The sequence below is a fragment of the Sphingopyxis sp. LC81 genome (genome assembly GCF_000756375.1).
Classification (GTDB): Bacteria; Pseudomonadota; Alphaproteobacteria; order Sphingomonadales; family Sphingomonadaceae; genus Sphingopyxis.
Map to the genome: position 1 here is coordinate 38,383 of NZ_JNFD01000028.1, position 20,887 is coordinate 59,269.

A 20,887-nucleotide genomic window follows, 5' to 3' on the forward strand; every position below is an offset into this window, starting at 1 on the left:
GGATCATTATGTCCCTATCGGGCCAACAGATGTTGGTCCCTTGGTAAGGGGTCGCGCGGCTTGCTGCAAGATGTGACAGGCCACGACAATGAAAAGGGGAAAGCGATGCGTTTCATCCGAAAGGCGATGATTGGGCTGGCGGCTTTTGCCGCGCTGCCGCTGGCGGCGCAGGGGCCTGTGCCTGCACCGACCGTAAAGAAAGCCGAAGCTGCCGCGGTTCCGGTTGCAAAAACCGCCGCAGCGCCGGTCGCGCTCGACGCCAAGGATCTTGAGGCTTGGCTCGACGGCTATCTGCCCTATGCGCTCGAACGCGCGCGCATTCCGGGCGCGGTCGTCGTCGTCGTGCGCGGCAATCAGGTCGTGCTCCAAAAGGGCTATGGCTTCGCCGACGTCGCTAAGCGCGCGCCGGTCCTGCCCGAGACCACGCTGTTCCGTCCCGGATCGGTGTCGAAGCTCGTCACCTGGACCGCGGTGATGCAGCAGGTCGAGGCGGGCAAGATCGACCTCGACAAGGACGTCAACGCCTATCTCGATTTCAAGATTCCGCCCTTTGAGGGCAAGCCGGTGACGATGCGCAACATCATGACGCACACCGCGGGTTTCCAGGAATCGATCCGCCATCTGATCAGCAGCGATCCCAAAGCGGTGATGACGCTGAAGAAGCAGATGCCGCTCGCGCTGCCCGACCGCGTCTTCGCGCCCGGCACGACGCCCGCCTACTCGAACTATGCGACCGCGCTCGCGGGTTATATCGTCGAGCGGGTGAGCGGCCAGGATTTCGACGATTATGTCGACAATCATATCTTCAAGCCGCTGGGCATGGCGCATTCGACCTTCCGCCAGCCTCTGCCCGCCAATCTCGCGCCGCATATGGCAAAGGGCTATCCCGACATCACGCAAAAGGCGAAGCCGTTCGAGATCGTCGTCCCGGCACCCGCAGGCAGCCTGTCGGCGAGCGGTGCCGATATGGGCAAGTTCATGATCGCGCACCTGGGTGACGGCGCGGGCCTCATGAAGCCCGAAACCGCGAAGCAGATGCATGATTTCAAGGCGCCCGGCGTCGGCCCGCTCAACAGCATGGCGCTCGGTTTTTACGAGCAATGGGTAAACGGCCACCGCGCGATCGCGCATGGCGGCGACACTGTGTGGTTCCATAGCTATCTGTGGCTGTTCCCAGACGCCGACATCGGCGTCTATATCTCGATGAACAGCGCGGGGACGCAGGGCGACGCGGGCGCGATCCGCAGCGCGTTGTTCCATAAATTCGCCGATCGTTATCTGCCGGGTGCCGACAAGCCGGGTCAGGTCGATGCGAAGACCGCCAAAGAACATGCGCAAATGATGGTCGGCCATTATGTCAGCAGCCGTGGCAGCTTCACCAATTTTGCGAGCCTGTTCGGTCTGCTCGGCCAGTTGACGATCTCGTTGACCGAGGACGGCAAGATCACGCTGCCGGCGCTCGACGGCCTTGGTGCAGGCGCACGCGACTGGGTCGAGGTCGAGCCCTTCGTATGGCGCGACACCGGCACCGGCGAGCGTGTTGCCGCCGAGGTCAAGGACGGCCGCGTCGTGCGCTGGAGCGTCGACGGCGGTTCGCCCTTCATGGTGTTCGAACCCGCCCCGGCGAGCGTCAATGCCGCGTGGCTCAATCCGGCGCTAATCTTCGCCTTCGGCATCATCCTGCTCGCGGCGCTGGCGTGGCCGGTGCGGGCGCTGGTACGCCGCAACTTCAAGACGGACTTCGCGCTCGAGGGCAAGGCGCGCCGTGCTTACCGCCTGTCGCGCGTCTTCGCCTGGCTCGCGATCGGCGCGCTCGCCGGGTGGATCGGGCTGATCGCGGCCTTCTCGGCCGATATCGGCAGCCTCGGCGGCCCGCTCGACTGGCTGATCCACCTGCTGCGCATCCTGACGCCGCTCGCCGCCTTCGGGCTGCTCGCGACGGCGGGCTGGCACTTGTGGCTCAGCATCAAGGACAAGCGCCGCTGGACGATGAAGCTTGGCGCGGTGCTGCTGATCCTCGCCGCGCTGATCCTCGTCTGGGTGACGCTCGTCTTCCATCTCTATGGCTTCGGAATGGTCTATTGATGGCGACGCAAAGCATAAAGGAATTGACGCTCGACCTTCGGGTCGAGCGTTTTCCCTATCACCAGCCGTTCCGTATTTCGGGGCATGTCTTCACCGAAACCGCGCTGCTCGTCGCCGAGCTTTCGGACGGGACGCATGTTGGGCGCGGCGAGGGCGCCGGGGTCTATTATCTCGGCGATGACATCGACCATATGCTGGCCGAGGCGACGCGCGTGCGCGGCGCGATCGAAGACGGCGCGACGCGTGACGATTTGCAACAGCTCCTCCCTCCGGGCGGGGCGCGCAACGCGCTCGACTGCGCCTTCTGGGATCTTGAGGCCAGACAGACGGGAACTCCGGTCTGGAAACTTGCCGGGCTGAGCCCTCCCAAGGCGCTGCGCTCGACCTTGACGCTTGGTGCCGACCGCGCGGAGGCGATGGCGAAAGCCGCGCTCGCGATCGACCCGGACGCCCCGGTCAAGGTCAAGCTCACCGGCGACCTTGCCGATGATATCGCGCGCGTCGTCGCGATCCGCACCGCGCGGCCGCACGCGTGGATCGGGGTCGATGCCAACCAGGGCTATGACGTCGCGACCCTCGCCGAATTGCTGCCCGTGCTGGTGTCGGCGCGCGTCGCGCAGCTCGAACAGCCGCTGAAGCGCGGGCGCGAGGCCGATCTCGACGGCCTCAAGCGGCCCTTGCCGTTCGTCGCCGACGAAAGCGCGCTGTCGCTCGCCGACACTGCCTCGCTCGTCGGCCGGTTCGACGTGGTGAATATCAAGCTCGATAAATGCGGCGGGTTGACCGAGGGGCTGGCGATCGCGCGGCAGGCGAAGAAGCTCGGCCTCGACGTCATGGTCGGCAATATGATGGGCACCAGCCTGTCGATGGCGCCCTCCTGGCTCGTCGGCCAGCTTTGCGACATCGTCGACCTCGACGGGCCGACCTTTCTCGCGCGCGATCGCGATCCGGGCGTCAGCTATCGCGACGGCCTGATCCATTGCCCGCCCGAAATCTGGGGATGATGACAAATATATGTCCTAAATGGGTTGACAATTTTCTGATTAGGACAATAGTCTAAATTGAAACTATAAAAGAGGGAGGTTGGGATGACGGCGTCGTTCCAGATTACGCGCCGCGCGGCACTCGCGGGCGTGGTGGGTATCGCTGTGTCGGCGCCGATGATCAACCGGGGTGCCTATGCCTTTGCCGCGGCTCCGGGGAAGAGCTACTCGCGCCGCGCGGTCGATCTGGTCGCCTCGTCGCTCGTCATCGACATGCTCGCGCCGCTCAAGATCACGCTCGACGCAAATTATATCGCGCACCGGCTGACCGACGCCGAAGCCGCCGAGTTCCGGGCATCGGGCATCACCGGCTTTCACAACGCTTATGGCCTTGGCGGCCCCAACGCAAAGGCGCAGGCGCTCGAATTCCTCGCCGGGTGGCAGGGCTTCGCCGGGCGCAACAGCCATGTCTTCACGCTTGTGGATACGGTGCAGGATCTCGACAGGGCCAAGGCCGACAAGAAATGTGCGGTCATCATGGGCATCCAGAATGCCGAGCATTTCGAGAAGATCGAGGATGTCGCGCTGTTTCGCCGCCTCGGCCTGCGCTGCGCGCAGCTCACCTATAACACGCAAAACCTGATCGGGTCGGGCAGCACCGAACGCGTCGACGGCGGGGTCAGCGATTATGGCGCCGCGATCATCGCCGAGATGGAAAAGCAGCGCATGCTCGTCGACGTCTCGCATTGCGGCGACAAGACGACATTGGACGCCATCGAAATCGCCAAGGGGCCGATCGCGATCACGCACAGCAACGCCCGCGCGCTCGTCGACCACCCGCGCGTCAAGACCGACGCGGCGATCAAGGCGCTCGCGGCGAAGGGCGGGGTGATGGGGATCACCGGGGTCCGCATGTTCGTTCGCACGAGCGACCCGACCAATGTCGGGCATATGGCCGACCATATCGACCATGTCGCGAAGCTGGTGGGTATCGACCATGTCGGCATCGGCTCGGACGCCGACCTGCACGGCTATGACGATATGAAGCCCGACGAATATGCTCTGCTCAAGGGCAGCTACAAGGGCAGCTACGCCTTTCGCGACAAGATCGACATCGATGGCTTCGACCATCCGCTCAAAACCTTCGATCTCGTCGAGGAGCTGATCCGCCGCAATTATTCGAACGAAAACATCCGGGCCGTGCTCGGTGGCAATTTCCGCCGCCTGCTCGCCCAAGTCTGGGGGTAAGACGATGAAACAGGGACTCTTTATTGCAGCAAGCATCGCCGCGGTCGTCGCCGCTATGCCGGCGCAGGCGCAGGACGCTGCCGCCGTCGAAACGAGCGGCGAAATCGTCGTGACCGCGCAGAAACGCACGCAGAATGTGCAGGACGTGCCGATCTCGATCGCCGTCGTCAGCGGCGAGGCGCTGCAGGAACAGGGCTCGGCTTCGCTCGTCGACTATGCGGGCTACGTCCCCGGCATGAACGTCAGCAACAGCGGCACGCCGGGGCAGACAACGATCACGCTGCGCGGCGTCGCGCCGCTCAACAATAGCCAGACCGTCGGCATCTATCTCGACGACGCGCCCGTGGGGTCGAGCGCGATCTATAACCGCGCCGGGGCGTTCACGATCGACCTCATGCCCTATGATCTGCAACGGATCGAGGTGCTCAAGGGCCCGCAGGGCACGCTCTATGGCGCGAGCTCGATCGGCGGCCTGGTGAAATATGTCACCGTCCAGCCGAACACGAACGCGTTCAGCGTCAAGGCGGGCGTCGAAGGTTTCGCGATCAAGGGCGGCGACGGGCTCGGCTGGGGCGCGCAGGCGATGGTCAATGTGCCGATCGTCCAGGACAAACTCGCGGTCAGCGGCAGCTTTGCCTGGCGCAGCACCCCGGGCTGGGTCGACAGCGTCAATAATGCCGCGCTGAAGGACCAGAATGATTATGAACAGCGCGGCGGCCGCGTCGCGCTGCTGTGGACGCCGACGCCCGATCTCAACGTGAAGCTGGCGGGCATCTGGCAGTCGCTCGATTCCGAAGGCAATGGTCTTTATGCTGCCGACCTCACCGGCCGGCGGCTCGGCGACGGGCGCTCGTACAATAATTTTGTCCCCGAATCCTTCGACGTCGATCTCGACTATTATTCGGCGACGATCGACTATGATTTCGGCGCCGCGACGCTGACCTCGGCAACGACATACAGCAAGACGCAGAGCGCGCAGGTGCAGGACACGAGCTATGCCTTCGGCGTACTCTTCCCGCTGCTCACCGGCGGCGCGATTCCTCCCGGTATCACGCCCTTCGCGCTCGACCTCGGCCTCAAGAAATGGACGCAGGAGGTGCGGCTCGCCTCGCCGAGCGGCGGACGTTTCGAATGGCTGATCGGAGGTTTCTTCACCGACGAGAAGACGAGCAATTCGCAGCTTGTCCGCTCGTTCGACATGGCGGGTAACCCGATCGCACCGCTCGATCCGCTCGCGACTGTCGGCTTGCCCGCGACCTACAAGGAATATGCGGTCTTCGGCAACGCGACCTTCAAGCTCAGCGAGCAGTTCGAAATCACCGGCGGCCTACGTTGGGCGCGCAACGAACAGACCTTCCGCCAGATCAGCTCCGGCGCGATCGTGCCGCAGGCCGACGATCCGGGCGCATCGTCCGAGGATGTCTTTACCTATTCGATCAGTCCGCAGTTCCACATCAACGAAGACGCGATGCTCTATGCGCGTCTCGCCACCGGCTATCGTCCGGGCGGCCCGAACGTCATCGTTCCCAACGTGCCGCCGACGGTCGATGCCGATCGGATGAAAAACTATGAGATCGGACTGAAGGCCGATTTCGCGGATCGCATGGTCTCGGTCGATGTCGCGCTCTTCTTGATGGATTGGACCGACATCCAGGTCGTGCGCTCCTTCGGCGGCGTGTCGGGCGGCGCCAACGGCGGCAAGGCGCGGAGCAAGGGCGTCGAGGGCAGCTTCGCGCTGCGTCCGACGCCCGGCCTGACGATCAGCGCGACGGGCAGCTATACCGACGCGGTGCTCAGCGAGGATGTGCCAGACATCAGCGGGGTCGACGGCGATCGCCTGCCCGCGGTGCCGAAGTTCAGCGGTGCGCTGCGCGCCGATTATGAATTCGAACTTGGCGGCGGCAACAAGGGCAGCTTCGGCGTCGGCGTCCGCCACGCGAGCAGCCGCCTGTCGCTGGTCGAAAGCGATCCGCTCGTCGCGCGCGCCAAGCCCTATACGTCGGTCGATCTCAATGCGTCGGTGACGTTGGGCGATCACTGGACAGTGCGTGCTTATGCCCGCAATCTGCTCGACAATAAGGGAGAGATGGCGCGGTCGACGATGGCCGACGGGCTCAACCGGCCGAGCTTCCTCGCGATCTCGCCGCTGCAGCCGCGGACGATCGGCGTTGCGCTCGACATGGCCTTCTGAGCGAATTGGAGTTGGACAAGATGAACGCGCCTATCGGCAGGCTGGAGGGCAGCCTGACCCTGCCGCAGCCTTATTTGCTGTTCCTCGGCGACACGACCAATGCGAGCTATGCCAAGACCGCCTTTGGTCTTGCCGACTGGGCGGGCGATCGCTGCACGGGCGAATGGGCGATCGACGGCTGCACCGTTTCGACCGGCCTGCCGCGCCTGTCGCCCGCCGACGCGCGCGCGGCGGGAGCGCGCTCGCTCGTGATCGGCGTCGCCAATCAGGGCGGCATCATCGGCGCATCCTGGGTCGCCGTGCTCGTCGAGGCGATGGAGGCGGGGCTCGATATCATCAGCGGGCTTCACACCAAGCTGACGAGCGTTCCCGCGCTCGTCGAGGCGGCTGCGCGCACGGGGCAGCGGCTCATCGACATTCGCACCCCGCCGCCCGCGATACCGGTGGGGACGGGGCGCAAGCGCACCGGCAAGCGGCTGCTGACCGTCGGCACCGACTGCGCGCTCGGCAAGAAATATACCGCGCTCGCGCTGCACCGCGCCTTTGTGGCGCGCGGCCTCGATGCCGATTTTCGCGCGACCGGCCAGACGGGCATCATGATCGCGGGCGGCGGCATGCCGATGGACGCGGTGATCTCGGACTTCGAGGCGGGTGCGGCGGAAATGCTCAGCCCCGACGCGCCCGATAATCATTGGGATGTCATCGAGGGGCAGGGGTCTATCTTCAACCCCGCCTATGCCCCGGTGTCGCTAGGCCTGCTCCACGGCAGTCAGCCGGATGTGTTCGTCGTCTGTCACGACCCGACGCGCAGCGTGATCCTCGGCATGGAAAGCTTCGCCTTGCCTTCGGTGGAAGAGGTCATCGACATGACGATCCGTCTCGGTAGCCGGACCAATCCCGCGATCCGCTGTGGCGGTGTCAGCTTCAATACGTCGAGCTATGACGCGGACGAAGCCGAGGCGCTGATGGCGGCCGAACGGCATCGGCTGGGACTTCCGGTCGCCGATCCGATTCGCGGCGGCGCGGCGTTCGACGCGCTCGTCGAAAGCATTCTCGCGTGAGTGTGGGCGAGACGGGCGGCGGGTCGAGCTGGTTTCAGCGCTACCTGCTGCCCGGATTTGCGCTGAAGGCCGTCATCATCGGAGGCGGCTATGCGACCGGGCGTGAGCTGGCCGAATATTTCGTGCCGTCGGGGCCATGGGGCGGGCTGTCCGCGATGCTGCTCGCGACCTTGATCTGGAGCATTGTCGCGGCACTGACCTTCGCGCTCGCGCTCAAACTCGGCGCCTATGATTATCGTAGCTTTTTCAAGGGGCTTCTTGGCCCCGCCTGGGTCGCATTCGAGGTCGCCTACATCATCTTCGTCGTCCTGATTCTCGCGGTGTTCGGCGCTGCGGCGGGCGCGATCGGCGCGGCGACCTTCGGTTGGCCCGAACTCGCGGGCGTCGTCCTGCTCGCGGTATCGATCGTCGCGGTCACCGCATGGGGCACCGGCGCGGTCGAGCAGATGTTCAAATATGTCTCGATCCTGCTCTACGCCGTCTACGGGCTGTTCCTGATCCTCGCGCTCGCCAGTTTCGGCGGGCTGATCGGGCAGGGATTCGCGAACGCGCCGCCGCCGTCGGGCAACTGGATGGCGGGCGGGCTCACCTATGCCAGCTATAATATCGTCGGCGCGGTGGTGATCCTGCCCGTGCTGCGGCACCTGAGGCACCAGCGCGATGCCGTCGTCGCGGGGCTGATCGCGGGGCCGCTGTCGATGCTGCCCGCGATCCTCTTCTTCGTCGCGATGATGGCCTTTTATCCCGCGATCGGTGACGAGACTTTGCCGTCGGACTTCCTGCTCCGTCAGATGACGGTGCCGGGCTTCCATATCCTGTTCCAGGTGATGATCTTCGCCGCGCTGCTCGAAAGCGGGGCAGGCTCGGTCCATGCGATCAACGAGCGCATTTCGGGCGCGATCGAGAGCCGCGGTCGCCCGCCGCTCTCAACCGGCGCGCGCGCGATCATCGGCGCGGTGATCCTTACCGGCTGCATGTTCGTCGCGGGCGAGATCGGCCTCGTCGACCTGATCGCGAGCGGATACCGCTTTCTCGCCTGGCTGTTCCTCGCGGTGTTCGTCCTGCCGCTACTCACCATCGGGACTTGGCGCCTGCTGCGCCCGTCCACCGCTCCCCATATGGAGGCTTTGCCATGAAACGCCTGCTTGCCCTGTCGCTGATGCTGTCGGTCGCCGTGCCTGCATGGGCCGAACCGCCCGCCGATATCGGCGAAAGCGTCGAGACGCTGCGCAAGAAGGTCGGCGCCGCCGGCGTGTCGATCGCGATCGTCGAGGACGGAAAGACCACGCTGTCGCGCGGCTGGGGTGTGCGCAAGATCGGCGATCCGGCGCCGGTCGATGAACAGACGATCTTTCAGACCGGCTCGACCGGCAAGGCGATGACCGCCGCTGCGCTCGCGATCCTCGTCGACGAGGGCAAGATCGCGTGGGACGATCCCGTCATCAAGCATATGCCCTGGTTCCGCATGTATGATGCGTGGGTGACGCGCGAAATCACGATCCGCGACCTGCTCGTCCACCGCAGCGGGCTCGGGCTGGGGCAGGGCGACCTGATGTTCGTGCCGCGCACGCACCTCACGCGCAAGCAGACGGTCGAGCGCGTCGCCTATCTGAAGCCGCAGACGAGTTTCCGTTCGGCCTATGCCTATGACAATATCCTCTACGCCGTTGCCGGCCAGCTGATCGAGGAAGTCACCGGGCAAACATGGGAGGACTTCATCCGTGCGCGCGTGCTCCGCGCGGGCGGGATGAACAACGCGACGAGCGACAGCGAAGACCGCTTCCGCATCCCCAATCGGTCGTGGCCGCACGCGCGGCTATCGGGCGCGCTGCGCGGCCTCGGCCCGCAGGCGGCGCTCAACGAACGCGACGAACTCGGCCGCAACGGTGCGCCGGCGGGCGGGCTCGCGCTCAGCGCCGACGACATGGCGGCGTGGCTCAAGATCCAGCTCGCGCATGGCGCGCTGCCGGACGGCAAGCGGCTGTTCAGCGAGAAGCAGGCGGCTGAGATGTGGGCGCCCGTCACGCCGATGCCAATCTCGCCGCTTCCCGACCAGCTCAAGCCCGCGCAGCCAACGCAGCAGGCCTATGCGCTCGGCTGGCAGGTGCAGGATTATCGCGGCCACCGCATCATCCAGCATGGCGGCGGGGTCTTCGGGTCGATCACGCGCGTCGTGATGATCCCCGACAAGAATGTCGGTTTCGCGATCATGATGAACAGCGAGGACAGCGGCATGCTGCTCGGTCTCACCTATGATTTGCTCGACCATTATCTGGATCAGCCCGACTATGGCTGGATCCAGAAATGGGAGGATTGGTATCAGTCGCGGCTCGCGGGCGGGGTCGAGTTTCTGAAACAGTCCAAGGCGTCGCCCGCGAAGTCGGGGCCGTCGCTCGCGCTCGCGGGCTACGCCGGGCGTTACCGCGACCCATGGTATGGCGACATCGTCGTCGGATCGAGTGCGAAGGGTCTCACGATCGATTTCACCTCGACACCGCGGATGGCGGGGCGGCTCAAACATTGGCAATATGACAGCTTCGTCACCGAGTTCGACGACCCGGCGATCGAGCCAGCCTATGTGACCTTCGCGCTCGACGCCGAAGGCAAGATTACCGGCGTGACGATGAAGGCGGTGAGCAAGATCGCCGACTTCAGCTGGGATTATCACGATCTCGACCTGAAGCCCGTGGAGGACAAGAAGTGAAGCGTTTCGCCATTCTGCTGACCGCAACCGCGCTGACCGCTTGCTCGCCGGGCGGCGATAAGCCCAAAGCGCCCGAAGCGCCGCTGCACAGCCGGATGCTCGTGCTCGACACGCACCTCGACACCCCGCTCCATTTCGAGCGCGCGGGCTGGAGCTTCGCCGACCGTCACGCACTCGCCGAAGACATGGCGCAGCTCGACATCCCGCGGATGAAGGACGGCAACCTCGATGGCGGATTCTTCGCCATCTACACCGACCAGGGACCGCTGACGCCGAAGGGCTATGCCGACGCGCTCGCCTTCGCGCGAAAGCGGTCGGACCTGATCGATCGCACCATTGCGAAATATCCGGATGCGATCGCGCCCGCGCTGACCGCGGCCGACGCGCTGCGGCTCAACAAGGAAGGCAAGCTGATCGCCTTCAAAGCGATGGAGAACAGCTATCCGCTCGGCGAAGACCTGTCGCTGCTTCAGGAGTTCTACAGCAAGGGCCTCCGCCTTGCAGGGCCGGTGCATTCGAAAGATAATCAGTTCGCCGACAGCGCGACGGGCGAGGGGCGCTGGAAAGGGCTGAGCCCGCTCGGCAAGCAATGGGTCGCCGAGATGAACCGTCTCGGCATCGTCATCGATGCGAGCCATTCGTCCGACGCGGCGTTCGACCAGATATTGGCGCTGTCCAAATATCCGATCCTGCTCTCGCACTCGAGCCTGCGCTCGGCCTATGACCATCCACGCAACCTCGACGAAGGGCGGCTGAAGGCGCTTGCGGCGAAGGGCGGCGCGATGTGCATCTCGACGATCTTCATGTCGGAAATGAACATGTCGCCCGCGCGCGCCGAACTGTTCGGCAAATATGAACGGATCGGCCAGATCACGCCTGCCGAGCAGGCCGATCTCAACCGCCAGTGGCGCGAACTCGACAAGACCGAGAAGCTCTGGGCGGCCGATTTCGACGCCTATATGAAGATGGTGCTGCGCGCGATCGAGGTCGGCGGCGTCGACCATATCTGCTTCGGCGCCGACTGGGACGGCGGCGGCGGCCTGCCGGGCATCGAGGATATTTCGGCGCTACCCAAGGTCACCGAACGGCTGAAGGCCGCGGGCTATTCGGACGCTGATATCGAAAAGATGTGGAGCGGTAATATTCTGCGCGTGCTGGCGGCACAGGGGGAACGGTCGGCGCGCTAGGCGCGGAAGCTTTTGGGGTCGATCCCGAGCTTCTGCATCTTGTCGTAGAGTGTCTTTCGGGGAAGCCCCAGCCGCGCCATCGTCTCGGCGATATTGCCGCGCGTTTGCGCCATTGTGTCGTGGATGATCGTCGCCTCGAACCGGCGCACCCGCTCGGCGAGCGGCGCGTCGGCGGGCATCGCCGACAGGCCGGGATCGGACGGCAGGTCGAGCACGACGCTATAGGCGAAATTCTTGAGCTCGCGGACGTTGCCCGGCCAGTCATGCTCGACGAGATGGCGGCGGATGCCGTCGTCGATCCGGAACCCCGCCATTCCCATCTTCGCCGCGGCTTCGTCGAGGAAGAAGGCGAAGGTCTGCGGAATGTCGGAGCGGCGTTCGCGCAGCGGCGGGATACGCAGCTTCACGACGTGCAGCCGGTAATAGAGATCCTCGCGGAAATCACCACTGCGCACCGCACCCATCAGGTCGGTCTTGGTCGCCGCGACGACGCGCAGATCGACGGGTTCGGGCGCGCTGGCGCCGATCGGCTGGACCTCGCGCTCCTCGATCACGCGCAGCAGCTTCGCCTGCACCGAGGGATGCATCGTATCGATCTCGTCGAGGAACAATGTGCCGCGATGCGCGCTACGGATCCGCCCCACCTGACCGAGCTTGCCGCTGCTCCGGTCGATGAGGTCGCTGCCGAACAGCTCGGCCTCGGCCAGCTCCTGCGGCAGCGCCGCGCAGTTCACCGCAACCAATGATGCCGGGCTCCTCCGACTCTGGCGGTGGAGCATATGCGCGACGAGTTCCTTGCCGGTCCCCGTCTCGCCTTCGATCAGCACATCGATATCGGCCTGCGCGAGCTGCGTAATCGTCTCGCGCAGCCGGACCATCGCCGGGCTTTCGCCGATCAGCGGGCTGTCGATCGCCGCCGCCGCCGCTGTCAGCCGCCGGTTGTCCAAGATCAGCGCGCGGTGCGCGAGCGCGCGGCGCGCGATGCCGACGAGATGATCGGCGGCAAAGGGCTTGGCGAGGAAATCGAACGCGCCGTCGTGGAGCGCGCGCACCGCCATCGCTACATCGGCGTGGCCGGTGACCAGGATGACGGGGATGTCGAGATCGATCGCGTGGATCGCCGCGCGCAGTTCGAGCCCGTCCATCCCGGGCATGCGGATGTCGGTGACGACGATCCCGGAGAAGCCGGCTTCGATGCGCGGCAGCACGCTCTGGGCGTCGGGAAATGCCTCGACCGCAATGCCCGCGAGGTCGAGCGTCTGGACATTCGCCTCGCGTAGCGCCGCATCGTCGTCGACGAAGAAGATCGTCTGCTCGCCGGTAAAAAAGCTCATGCCGGCCTCAACGTCAGGCGGAACCCCGCGCCGCCGAGCGGCGAGGGGATCAGGGTCAGCGTGCCGCCAAATTCGGCCATGATATCGCTCGCGATCGCGAGCCCAAGGCCGAGCCCGTCGGGCCGCCCGGTGACAAAAGGCGTGAAGAGCTGCGGCAACAGTTCGGCGGGAACGCCGGGGCCATTGTCGCAGACGTCGATATGGACGGGGTCGCGGCCGTGCGTGCGGAGCGCAATGCGTGCATCTTTCACGCCTTGCACCGCGTCGACCGCATTTTGCAGCAGGTTGACGAGCACCTGTTCGAGCCGGACGCGGTCGGCATGCACCGCCGCAGCGGGATTTTCGATTGCGATGTCGAGCGCGATGCCTTGCGCGCGCAGCCGGTCGCCGATCAGGAGCAAGGTGCCGTCGACCGCCGACTGCACCGCTACGGGGCCCAGCGGGGTGGGCTTACGGCGCGCGAAGTTGCGCAGTTCGTTGGTAATCGCGCCGACGCGTGCCGTGAGTTCGACGATGGTCTCGAGGTTGCCGCGCGCCTTGTCGGCCTGCGCGCGTTCCAGATAACGCAGGCTGTTCTCGGCAAAGGTGCGGATCGCGGCGATCGGCTGGTTGATTTCGTGCGCGACGCCCGCGGTGATCTGGCCGATCGAGCCCAGCCGGCTCGCCTGTGCCAGCTCCTCGCGCGCGGCGCGGTAGCGGTGGTCGGTTTCGGTCTGCCGCTCGGACGCGAGGCGCAGTTCGTCGTTCGCGGTGCGCAGGTCGCGGGTGCGCGCGGCGACTTCGCGTTCGAGCGCTTCGTGCGCGGCCTGGCGCAGCGTCTGCCGCTCGACGACACGGAGCAGCGTGATGATCGCCGCGCCGACGAGGATCAGCAGGACGAGGAACGCGACGCGCGCGGTGGCATTGGCGCTCGCGCGTGCAGGCTCGGCGGGCTGGAGCAGGCGGAGCGTGCCGCCGGGAAAGGAGACGCGCTCGTTGGCTTCGCGGAACAGGTCCGCGCCGACGCGAACGCCGCCATCGACGCGGTCGACCGGCAGTGGATCGAGGCGTGCGTCGCCATAGCTGCGCGTCGCGCGAAGCCGCTGCTGCGTCGCGGCCGAAATCGGAGCGAAAGAGCGGAAGCGCCAGCGCGGCTCGCTGCTCATCACGACGATCCCCGCCGCGTCGGTGACGAGCGTCGCCGCGGCCGAATCGGCCCAGCGGCTTTCGAGCTTGTCGAACTCGACCTTGAGCACGATCACGCCAAGCTGGCGCCCCCCGACATCGACGCGGCGCGCGAGGTAGAGCCCAGGGCGTCCGCTCACCGTGCCCAGCGCGAACAACTCGGCCTCGCCGCTGCGCATCGCGCCCTGGAAATAGGGCCGGAATCGGTAATTCTCGCCGACGAAGCTCGTCGGCGCGCGCCAGTTGCTCGCCGCGATCGTCATGCCATCGGCGTCGATGACATAGATCACCGTGGCGTCGGTGCGCGCCGCAAGCTGTTCGAGTTCGCGATCGAGCCGCCGCGACGCGGCATCGCTCTTGTCAGCGAGTGCGGCGCGCACATCGGGGAATTCGGTGAGCACGCGCGGGAGCAGGCGGAATTTTTGCAGCTCGCTTTCGAGCAGGCTCGCGTGCGCGCGTGCATTTTGTCGCGCCTCGACGTCGGCCTGCGCGCTGGCGCGTCCTTCCGCCCATTGTGCGAGGCCGAGCGCCGCGACGAGCAGGATCGCCAGCCCCACCGCCACCGCGACGAACAGGCGCCGGCGGTTGGCGTGGGGACCGATCGGGGACGACTCGCTCTGCAAGGGCATGTGCGGATTATTGCACAAATTTCTGGGGACGTATGCGGTATTTCGCACAAACTCGAAGCTATGTTGAGCGCTGCGTTCATCATATTCAAATAATAACAATATGTTGAGTGAATATCCTGTGGCGTTTGACCCTGCTTCCATCGCGCCTCTATTTTCAGCCAAAGGCCGGGAAACACCCCGGTCCGCGTCGAGCCGGACGCAAAATATGGGGAGAGGCTGGTGGCAGCCACGATCGACATGAATGCGGTGCACGTGCCGGCCAAGTCCGGGCCGTGGTGGTCGCATCTCTATGTTCAGGTGCTCGCGGCGATCGCCGGCGGCGTGCTGCTCGGCCATTTCTGGCCTGACGTCGGCGTCCAGCTCCAGCCGCTCGGCAAGGGCTTCATCGACCTCGTCAAGATGATCATCGCGCCGGTGATCTTCCTCACCGTTTCGACCGGCATCGCATCGGTCGGCAGCGGCAAGACGCTCGGCCGCCTGACGGCAAAGACCTTTGCCTATTTCCTCTTCTTCTCGACCCTCGCGCTGATCATCGGGCTGATCGTCGCCAATGTGGTCCAGCCGGGCGCGGGGATGAACATCGACCCGGCGACGCTCGATCCGAATGCGGTCGCCAAGATCGCCGAATATGACGCGAAGGCGCACGACACCTCGCTCGTCGGCTTCCTGCTCGCGATCATTCCGACGACCTTCGTCTCGGCGCTGACCTCGGGATCGATCCTGCAGGCGCTGTTCGCTGCGATCCTGTTCGGCGTCGCGCTGTCGCACACCGGTGCCGCCGGCGCCCAAGTGCTCGGCATGCTCGAAAAGCTTTCGAGCGTCTTCTTCTATCTCGTCGGGATGCTGATGCGCTTCGCACCGATCGGCGCATTCGGCGCGATGGCCTTCACCATCGGCGAATATGGCGTGGAATCGCTCGTCAATCTCGGCGCGCTGATCGCGACTTTCTATCTGACTTCGATCCTGTTCGTGGTCGTGATCCTTGGTTCGGTCGCGCGGCTCTGCGGCTTCTCGATCTTCCGGCTGATCGCGTACCTCAAGGCCGAGCTGTTGCTCGTGCTTGGCACCTCGTCGTCCGAGGCCGCGCTGCCGAGCCTGATGGAAAAGCTCGAGAAAGCGGGCTGCGCCAAGCCGGTGGTCGGCATGGTCGTACCGACGGGCTACAGCTTCAACCTCGACGGCACGAACATCTATATGACGCTCGCAGCGCTGTTCGTCGCGCAGGCGACGGGCGTCGACCTCAGCCTCGGCGATCAGGTCGCGCTACTGCTCGTCGCGATGGTGAGTTCGAAGGGCGCGGCGGGGGTCACCGGCGCGGGCTTCATCACGCTCGCCGCGACGCTGACCGCGGTCCCGACCGTGCCCGTCGCGGGGCTCGCGCTGATCCTCGGCATCGACCGCTTCATGAGCGAGTGCCGCGCGCTGACCAATTTCATCGGCAATGCGCTCGCGGCGATCGTCGTCGCGATGTGGGAAAATGCGCTCGACCGCGATGCGCTGAACCGCGCGCTCAGCGGCGAGCCCGCACCGCTCGCGGCGCCGCCGGTCGAGACCGACAGCGATTGAGATCAACAAGACACAAAAATTCAAACAATAAAATTGGGGAGAATGATGATGAGGCGCAGTTTTGGAACAATGCTTCTGGCGAGTACGGCGATTTGCCTTCTCGCAGGTGCCCCCGCACAGGCCCAAACGGCCGAAACCGATCCGGCTGCTGAAACCGCCGATGCCAATGAGCCGCAACCCGATGGCGAAACCACCGGCGATATCGTCGTCGTCGGCACGCGCATCGAGGGCGCGCGCGTTACCGAGGCGCTACCGGTGGTCGTGGTCAATCAGGACAAGCTCGACGCGATCGGCGCGGTCAGCGGCGACGAACTGATCCGCAACATCCCGCAGATGGGTGACGTCAGCTTCAACCCCGGCAACAATGCGCAGACCAGCAACGCGGCGCGCGGCGACGTCGGTTCGGTCAACCTGCGCTCGCTCGGAGTCGGCAACACGCTGGTGCTGCTGAACGGCCGCCGCATCGTCACCCACCCCGCCAGCCAGGGCCTGTCGGACACGGGCACCGTCCCGGTACTGAGCTATAACTCGAACGCGATCCCGACGACCGGGCTGCAGCGGCTCGAAGTCCTGCTCGACGGCGCCGCCGCGCTCTATGGCTCGGATGCCGTCGCGGGGGTCGTCAACACGGTGCTCAAGGACAATTACGACGGCCTGAGGATGCAGGCGCAATATGGCGGCGCCGAAGGCACGCACCTGCGCGAATTCCAGGGCAATATCCTTGCCGGCAAGAGCTTCGACCGCGGCAATATCACCCTCTCGTTCGAATATACCGACCGTACGGCGCTGCGTGCCGAGGATCAGGATTTCACCGCCTCGGCCAACCTCCGTCCGCTGTTCGCTGACTATCCCGAATTCGCCGACTCGCTGACCCCCGACGCGCGCGCGACGCGTGGCGCCTGGCCGGCGCTGCAGGTCCCCGTCACCGGCGGCCGGCCGCGCCGCGGCACGACGAACCTCACCACCGCGGCGGGGTCCTTCACCGTTCGTCCGACCCGCCTCGGCGGCTGCACGCAGGCGCTGACCGCCGACCTCTGTCTCGTGAACACCGCGCTCGCGACGAACAATGCCTTCCGCGACCTGCGCTATGACACGGCGGTCGGGACGACCGTGATGCCGAGCGTCAAACGTTACAACGCCTTCATCAACGGCCACTACGACCTGACCGACGATCTGACTTTGTTCGGCGAGTTCGGCTATTACCGCTCGAACACGACGCGCATCCAGCCGCCGGTGATCAACCTCAACCAGATCTGGATCCCGGCGAGCAACTATTACAACCCCTTCGGCGCGACGACGATCAATGGCCAGCCCAATCCCAATCGCATCCCGGGGCTCGTCAACGTGCCCGCCGCGGGCCTGCCGGTGCTGCTCACCACCTATCGCTTCGTCGATACCGGGCCGCAGGCGGTGAAGGTCTCGGGCGAGCAGCTGCGCGGCCTGATCGGTGTGCGCGGCGAGGCTGCAGGCTTCAAATGGGACAGCGCCTTCGTCTATTCCGAAGCCTCGGCGGTCGACAGCAGCCTCGCGGTGCGCAGCTCTGCGCTCCAGCGGAGCCTCGCGCTCGCGACTCCTGATGCGTACAACCCGTTCAACGGGGGCTGCATCGACAGCCTCAGCTCGGGCGATTGCACCCCCAGCTCGCAGGCGGCGATCGATGCGATCACCTTCCAGCTTCGCCGCGCCTCGAAAACCACGCTGACGATGGGCGACTTCCGCGCCTCGCGCGCCGACCTGTTCGCCTTGCCCGGCGGCGACGTCGGCGTCGCCTTCGGCCTCGAAGTGCGGCGCGAGACGCAGCGCGACGACCGCGATTCCGCCGTCGACGGATCGAGCCCCTTCGTCGATGCCGTTTCGGGCGCGGTGACGATCAGCGACGCCGCGGCGGTCAGCGATAACCCCGATACCTATGGCAAGCGCACCGTCGCCGCTGCCTACGCGGAACTCGCGGTGCCGATCGTGTCGGAAGAGATGAATATCCCGCTCGTCCGGCGTTTCGACGTGCAGCTCGCCGGCCGCTACGAACATTATAGCGATTTCGGCAGCGTCGCCCGGCCGAAGGTCGCCGCGGCGTGGGACGTCGTCGACGGCTTCCGCCTGCGCGGTTCCTTCTCGCAGGGTTTCCGCGCGCCGAACCTCGAACAGGTCAACGCGGTCGAATATGCGCGCCTCGCGACCAGCCAGGATTTCCTGCGCTGCGAGGTTGACCTTCGCGCCGGGCGGATCGCCAATTTTACCCAGTGCGGGAACAATGTCGGCTATTCGCGCCGCGTCTCGGGCAATCCCGATCTGAGGCCCGAAAAGAGCACAAACTATAACCTCGGCGCGGTGTTCGAGCCGACCTTCATCCCGTCCGACCTCGGCCGCATGACCTTCACCGTCGACTATTGGTCGATCAAGCAAAAGGGCATCGTCGGCATCCTCGGCAACGACACCGCGGTGGCGCTCGACTATCTGCTCCGCCTTCAGGGCTCGTCGAACCCCAATGTCATTCGCGATGCCGCCAATGCCGACGATATTGTCAGTTTCGCGGGCACGGGGATCACGCCGGTCGGCCGGATCACGACGGTGCGCGACCAGTTCATCAACCTGCAGCCGCAGACCGTCCGCGGGCTCGATTTCGCCTTCTACTGGCAGTCGCCCAAGACGGACGTCGGCAAGTTCGATTTTTCGGTGAACGCGACGCGGTTGCTCAAATTCTCGCGTGCGCCGGGCGACGCCGTCGACCAGCTCGTCGCCGCGCGCGAAGCCGGCGACATCAACGCCGCGACGCCCTTGCCCGAGACGCAGAATCTGATCGAAGCCAACGGCCGTCCGAAATGGCGCGGCACCGCGTCGCTCACATGGTCGCTCGGGCAGTTCCAGGTCGGCGCCTTCGCGCGCTACACTGGTGCGGTCGACGAAACGGCGTTCGTCGATGCCGACGGCAACCCGTGGCGCGTCAAGTCGCAGGTCACCGGCAATCTCTATGCGCAGGTCCGCGTCAAGGATGCCGGGGGTCTTGGCGGCGACATGCGCTGGCGCGTCGGGGTGCGCAACATCACCAACGAAAAGCCGCCGCTTTCGTCCGAGGGTTATCTGGGGTCGCTCTACAGCCCCTATGGCCGCTATTGGTACACCTCGGTCACCACGGAGTTCTGATATGAAACACGGGCACGGCATCTGGTTCCTGATCGGCGCTGCCGCGCTCGCCGTCGCGCCGGCGGCAACGGCAAAGGAGAGCGCGCCCGCGCCGACTGCCGCCGGCGCGACTTCCTCTGTCCCAACGAAAGCGGCGCCGAAGACGATCCTGTTCATCGGCAACAGCTTTACGCAGGGGGCGCATTCGGCGGCGCGCAACTGGCGCGCGGGGACGGTCACCGACCTCAATAATGCGGGCTATGGCGGCGTGCCCGCGCTGTTCAAGCTGTTCGCCGAGCAGGCGGGGCTCGACTATCGGGTCAGCCTCGAAACGCAGGGCGGCAAGTCGCTGGGCTTTCACTATGACGAGCGGCGCCAGCTCTTCGACCGGTCGTGGGACATCGTCGTGCTGCAGGAATTCAGCACGCTCGACCGCGCAAAGCCCGGCGATCCCACGGACTATATGCGCAATGTCGGCCGGCTCGCCGCGCTGTTCAAGGCGCGTAATCCGGCGGTCGATATCCGCCTCGCGGCGGCATGGACGCGCGCCGACCAGACCTATAAGTCCGGGGGCCATTGGTACGGAAAGCCGGTGACGGCGATGGCCGATGACCTCCGCGCCGCGGCCGACCGCGCACGATCCGTTAATCCGTCCGTGGCGGGTGTCGTGCCGGTCGGCCAGGCATGGAACCGCGCGATGGCGGACGGCGTCGCCGATCCCAATCCCTATGACGGGATCGGTTACGGCCAGCTCGATCTTTGGGCTTACGACCATTATCACGCCAGCGTCGCGGGCTATTATCTCTCGGCGCTCGTGACCTTCGGCGCGATCACGGGCATCGATCCCACGACGCTCGGGCCTAAGGAAAAGGGTGCCGACGAACTCGGGCTTTCGGACGCCCAGGCCGCCGCGCTCCAACGCGTCGCGCGCGATACGCTCGCGAACGGATAACCGGGTTTCAGGAAAACGGGGGCTCGGCAAGCCCCTCGGCCGCCAATTGGCCGGTGGGCGAGGGGCTTGCCGAGGCGTTCGTTTCGGGCCGCGGTCGAAGGATGACTCGCCCATCCCCGGTTCCGATGGCAAGCTCGGCTCCACACGCTTCGGCCGGTGGCTCAAACGTCGCGCGCCGCTGAAGAAACAGCCGTCAGCGATCCAAGGGGGAGACTATAATGCTCAAGTCGATTTGTATCTGGACCGCCGTCATCCTCGGCATCGGCGCCGACGCGAACGCGCTTTTCATGCTCTGGTCGCCCGCCGACTGGTATCTCGCGGTCCCGGGCGTCACGACGACCGGCCCGTTCAATCAGCATTTCATCCGCGACATCGGGCTCATCTACCTTTTCGTCGGCACGGCGCTCCTCGTCGGCGCCTTTCGCCCGCAATATCGTGTGCTGCTGTGGATGAGTGCGACGCTCTGGCTCTGCGGCCATGCGCTCTTCCACTTCTGGGAGGTCGCGGTCGGCATCTGCGGTCCTTCGGCCCTCGCGCGCGATTTCGCGGGGGTCACCTTGCCCGCGATTCTGACAGCATTGCTGAGCATCTGGGCCGTCGCCGACGCGCGGCAGGAGCGGACGCGCTCCGCCTCCCTATTATAATCCTCGCAGGAAACCCGGG

The 20,887-nt window shown here is 65.5% G+C and carries 14 protein-coding genes; 12 read left to right on the top strand and 2 right to left on the bottom strand.

The features are described from left to right. Positions 1 to 105: 105 nt before the first annotated feature. From FG91_RS14115 to FG91_RS14150, 8 genes are all read left to right on the top strand, one after another. Positions 106 to 2,085: a serine hydrolase domain-containing protein gene (locus FG91_RS14115; protein ID WP_037516170.1), complete on the top strand. Its 1,980-nt coding sequence runs from the start codon at positions 106 to 108 to the stop codon at positions 2,083 to 2,085. Further along, positions 2,085 to 3,089: a dipeptide epimerase gene (locus FG91_RS14120; RefSeq protein ID WP_037516008.1), complete on the top strand. Its 1,005-nt coding sequence runs from the start codon at positions 2,085 to 2,087 to the stop codon at positions 3,087 to 3,089. Before FG91_RS14115 ends, FG91_RS14120 begins: the two co-directional genes overlap by 1 nt. Positions 3,090 to 3,173: 84 nt before the next feature. Beyond that, positions 3,174 to 4,316: a dipeptidase gene (locus tag FG91_RS14125; protein ID WP_037516009.1), complete on the top strand. Its 1,143-nt coding sequence runs from the start codon at positions 3,174 to 3,176 to the stop codon at positions 4,314 to 4,316. Positions 4,317 to 4,320: 4 nt separating this feature from the next. Then, on the top strand, positions 4,321 to 6,507 hold the full coding sequence (locus FG91_RS14130; protein WP_037516011.1) for a TonB-dependent receptor: 2,187 nt from the start codon (positions 4,321 to 4,323) through the stop codon (positions 6,505 to 6,507). A gap of 20 nt (positions 6,508 to 6,527) precedes the next feature. Continuing rightward, the gene (locus FG91_RS14135; protein ID WP_037516173.1) at positions 6,528 to 7,568 is read left to right on the top strand and encodes a DUF1611 domain-containing protein; all 1,041 of its coding nucleotides are present in this window, start codon (positions 6,528 to 6,530) and stop codon (positions 7,566 to 7,568) included. After that, entirely contained in the window at positions 7,565 to 8,704 is a 1,140-nt protein-coding gene (locus FG91_RS14140; RefSeq protein WP_037516013.1) for a YkvI family membrane protein, read from the top strand. The genes FG91_RS14135 and FG91_RS14140 overlap by 4 nt, the downstream gene beginning before the upstream one ends. Then, a complete protein-coding gene (locus FG91_RS14145; protein ID WP_037516015.1) occupies positions 8,701 to 10,272 on the top strand; it encodes a serine hydrolase in 1,572 nt (523 codons plus the stop codon). The genes FG91_RS14140 and FG91_RS14145 overlap by 4 nt, the downstream gene beginning before the upstream one ends. Beyond that, a complete protein-coding gene (locus tag FG91_RS14150) occupies positions 10,269 to 11,459 on the top strand; it encodes a dipeptidase (RefSeq protein ID WP_037516018.1) in 1,191 nt (396 codons plus the stop codon). The genes FG91_RS14145 and FG91_RS14150 overlap by 4 nt, the downstream gene beginning before the upstream one ends. On the opposite strand, the gene FG91_RS14155 is transcribed toward FG91_RS14150, so the two are convergent. Next, positions 11,456 to 12,793: a sigma-54-dependent transcriptional regulator gene (locus tag FG91_RS14155; protein ID WP_037516021.1), complete on the bottom strand. Its 1,338-nt coding sequence runs from the start codon at positions 12,791 to 12,793 to the stop codon at positions 11,456 to 11,458. The two genes, FG91_RS14150 and FG91_RS14155, sit on opposite strands and share 4 nt — an antisense overlap. Continuing rightward, positions 12,790 to 14,586 carry a sensor histidine kinase gene (locus FG91_RS14160; RefSeq protein WP_052187619.1) on the bottom strand — a complete coding sequence of 599 codons (1,797 nt, stop codon included), beginning with the start codon at positions 14,584 to 14,586 and terminating at the stop codon, positions 12,790 to 12,792. The genes FG91_RS14155 and FG91_RS14160 overlap by 4 nt, the downstream gene beginning before the upstream one ends. 237 nt (positions 14,587 to 14,823) lie before the next feature. Between FG91_RS14160 and FG91_RS14165 the strand changes: the two genes are divergently transcribed. The 4 genes from FG91_RS14165 (at position 14,824) to FG91_RS14180 (ending at position 20,868) form a co-directional block, all read left to right on the top strand. Further along, positions 14,824 to 16,152, top strand: a complete 1,329-nt coding sequence (locus tag FG91_RS14165) for a dicarboxylate/amino acid:cation symporter (protein WP_037516177.1) — start codon at positions 14,824 to 14,826, stop codon at positions 16,150 to 16,152. A gap of 48 nt (positions 16,153 to 16,200) precedes the next feature. Next, positions 16,201 to 19,293, top strand: a complete 3,093-nt coding sequence (locus FG91_RS14170; RefSeq protein WP_081940612.1) for a TonB-dependent receptor domain-containing protein — start codon at positions 16,201 to 16,203, stop codon at positions 19,291 to 19,293. Position 19,294: 1 nt separating this feature from the next. After that, positions 19,295 to 20,224, top strand: a complete 930-nt coding sequence (locus FG91_RS14175; RefSeq protein WP_037516026.1) for an SGNH/GDSL hydrolase family protein — start codon at positions 19,295 to 19,297, stop codon at positions 20,222 to 20,224. Positions 20,225 to 20,442: 218 nt separating this feature from the next. Continuing rightward, entirely contained in the window at positions 20,443 to 20,868 is a 426-nt protein-coding gene (locus tag FG91_RS14180; RefSeq protein WP_235212048.1) for a hypothetical protein, read from the top strand. The last annotated feature ends 19 nt before the right edge of the window (positions 20,869 to 20,887 follow it).

Coding starts and splice junctions, on each gene's coding strand:
- FG91_RS14115 (WP_037516170.1), top strand. CDS start 106: ATGCGTTTCATCCGAAAGGCGATGATTGGGCTGGCGGCTTTTGCCGCG.
- FG91_RS14120 (WP_037516008.1), top strand. CDS start 2,085: ATGGCGACGCAAAGCATAAAGGAATTGACGCTCGACCTTCGGGTCGAG.
- FG91_RS14125 (WP_037516009.1), top strand. CDS start 3,174: ATGACGGCGTCGTTCCAGATTACGCGCCGCGCGGCACTCGCGGGCGTG.
- FG91_RS14130 (WP_037516011.1), top strand. CDS start 4,321: ATGAAACAGGGACTCTTTATTGCAGCAAGCATCGCCGCGGTCGTCGCC.
- FG91_RS14135 (WP_037516173.1), top strand. CDS start 6,528: ATGAACGCGCCTATCGGCAGGCTGGAGGGCAGCCTGACCCTGCCGCAG.
- FG91_RS14145 (WP_037516015.1), top strand. CDS start 8,701: ATGAAACGCCTGCTTGCCCTGTCGCTGATGCTGTCGGTCGCCGTGCCT.
- FG91_RS14155 (WP_037516021.1), bottom strand. CDS start 12,793: ATGAGCTTTTTTACCGGCGAGCAGACGATCTTCTTCGTCGACGACGAT.
- FG91_RS14160 (WP_052187619.1), bottom strand. CDS start 14,586: ATGCCCTTGCAGAGCGAGTCGTCCCCGATCGGTCCCCACGCCAACCGC.
- FG91_RS14165 (WP_037516177.1), top strand. CDS start 14,824: ATGAATGCGGTGCACGTGCCGGCCAAGTCCGGGCCGTGGTGGTCGCAT.
- FG91_RS14170 (WP_081940612.1), top strand. CDS start 16,201: ATGAGGCGCAGTTTTGGAACAATGCTTCTGGCGAGTACGGCGATTTGC.
- FG91_RS14175 (WP_037516026.1), top strand. CDS start 19,295: ATGAAACACGGGCACGGCATCTGGTTCCTGATCGGCGCTGCCGCGCTC.
- FG91_RS14180 (WP_235212048.1), top strand. CDS start 20,443: ATGCTCAAGTCGATTTGTATCTGGACCGCCGTCATCCTCGGCATCGGC.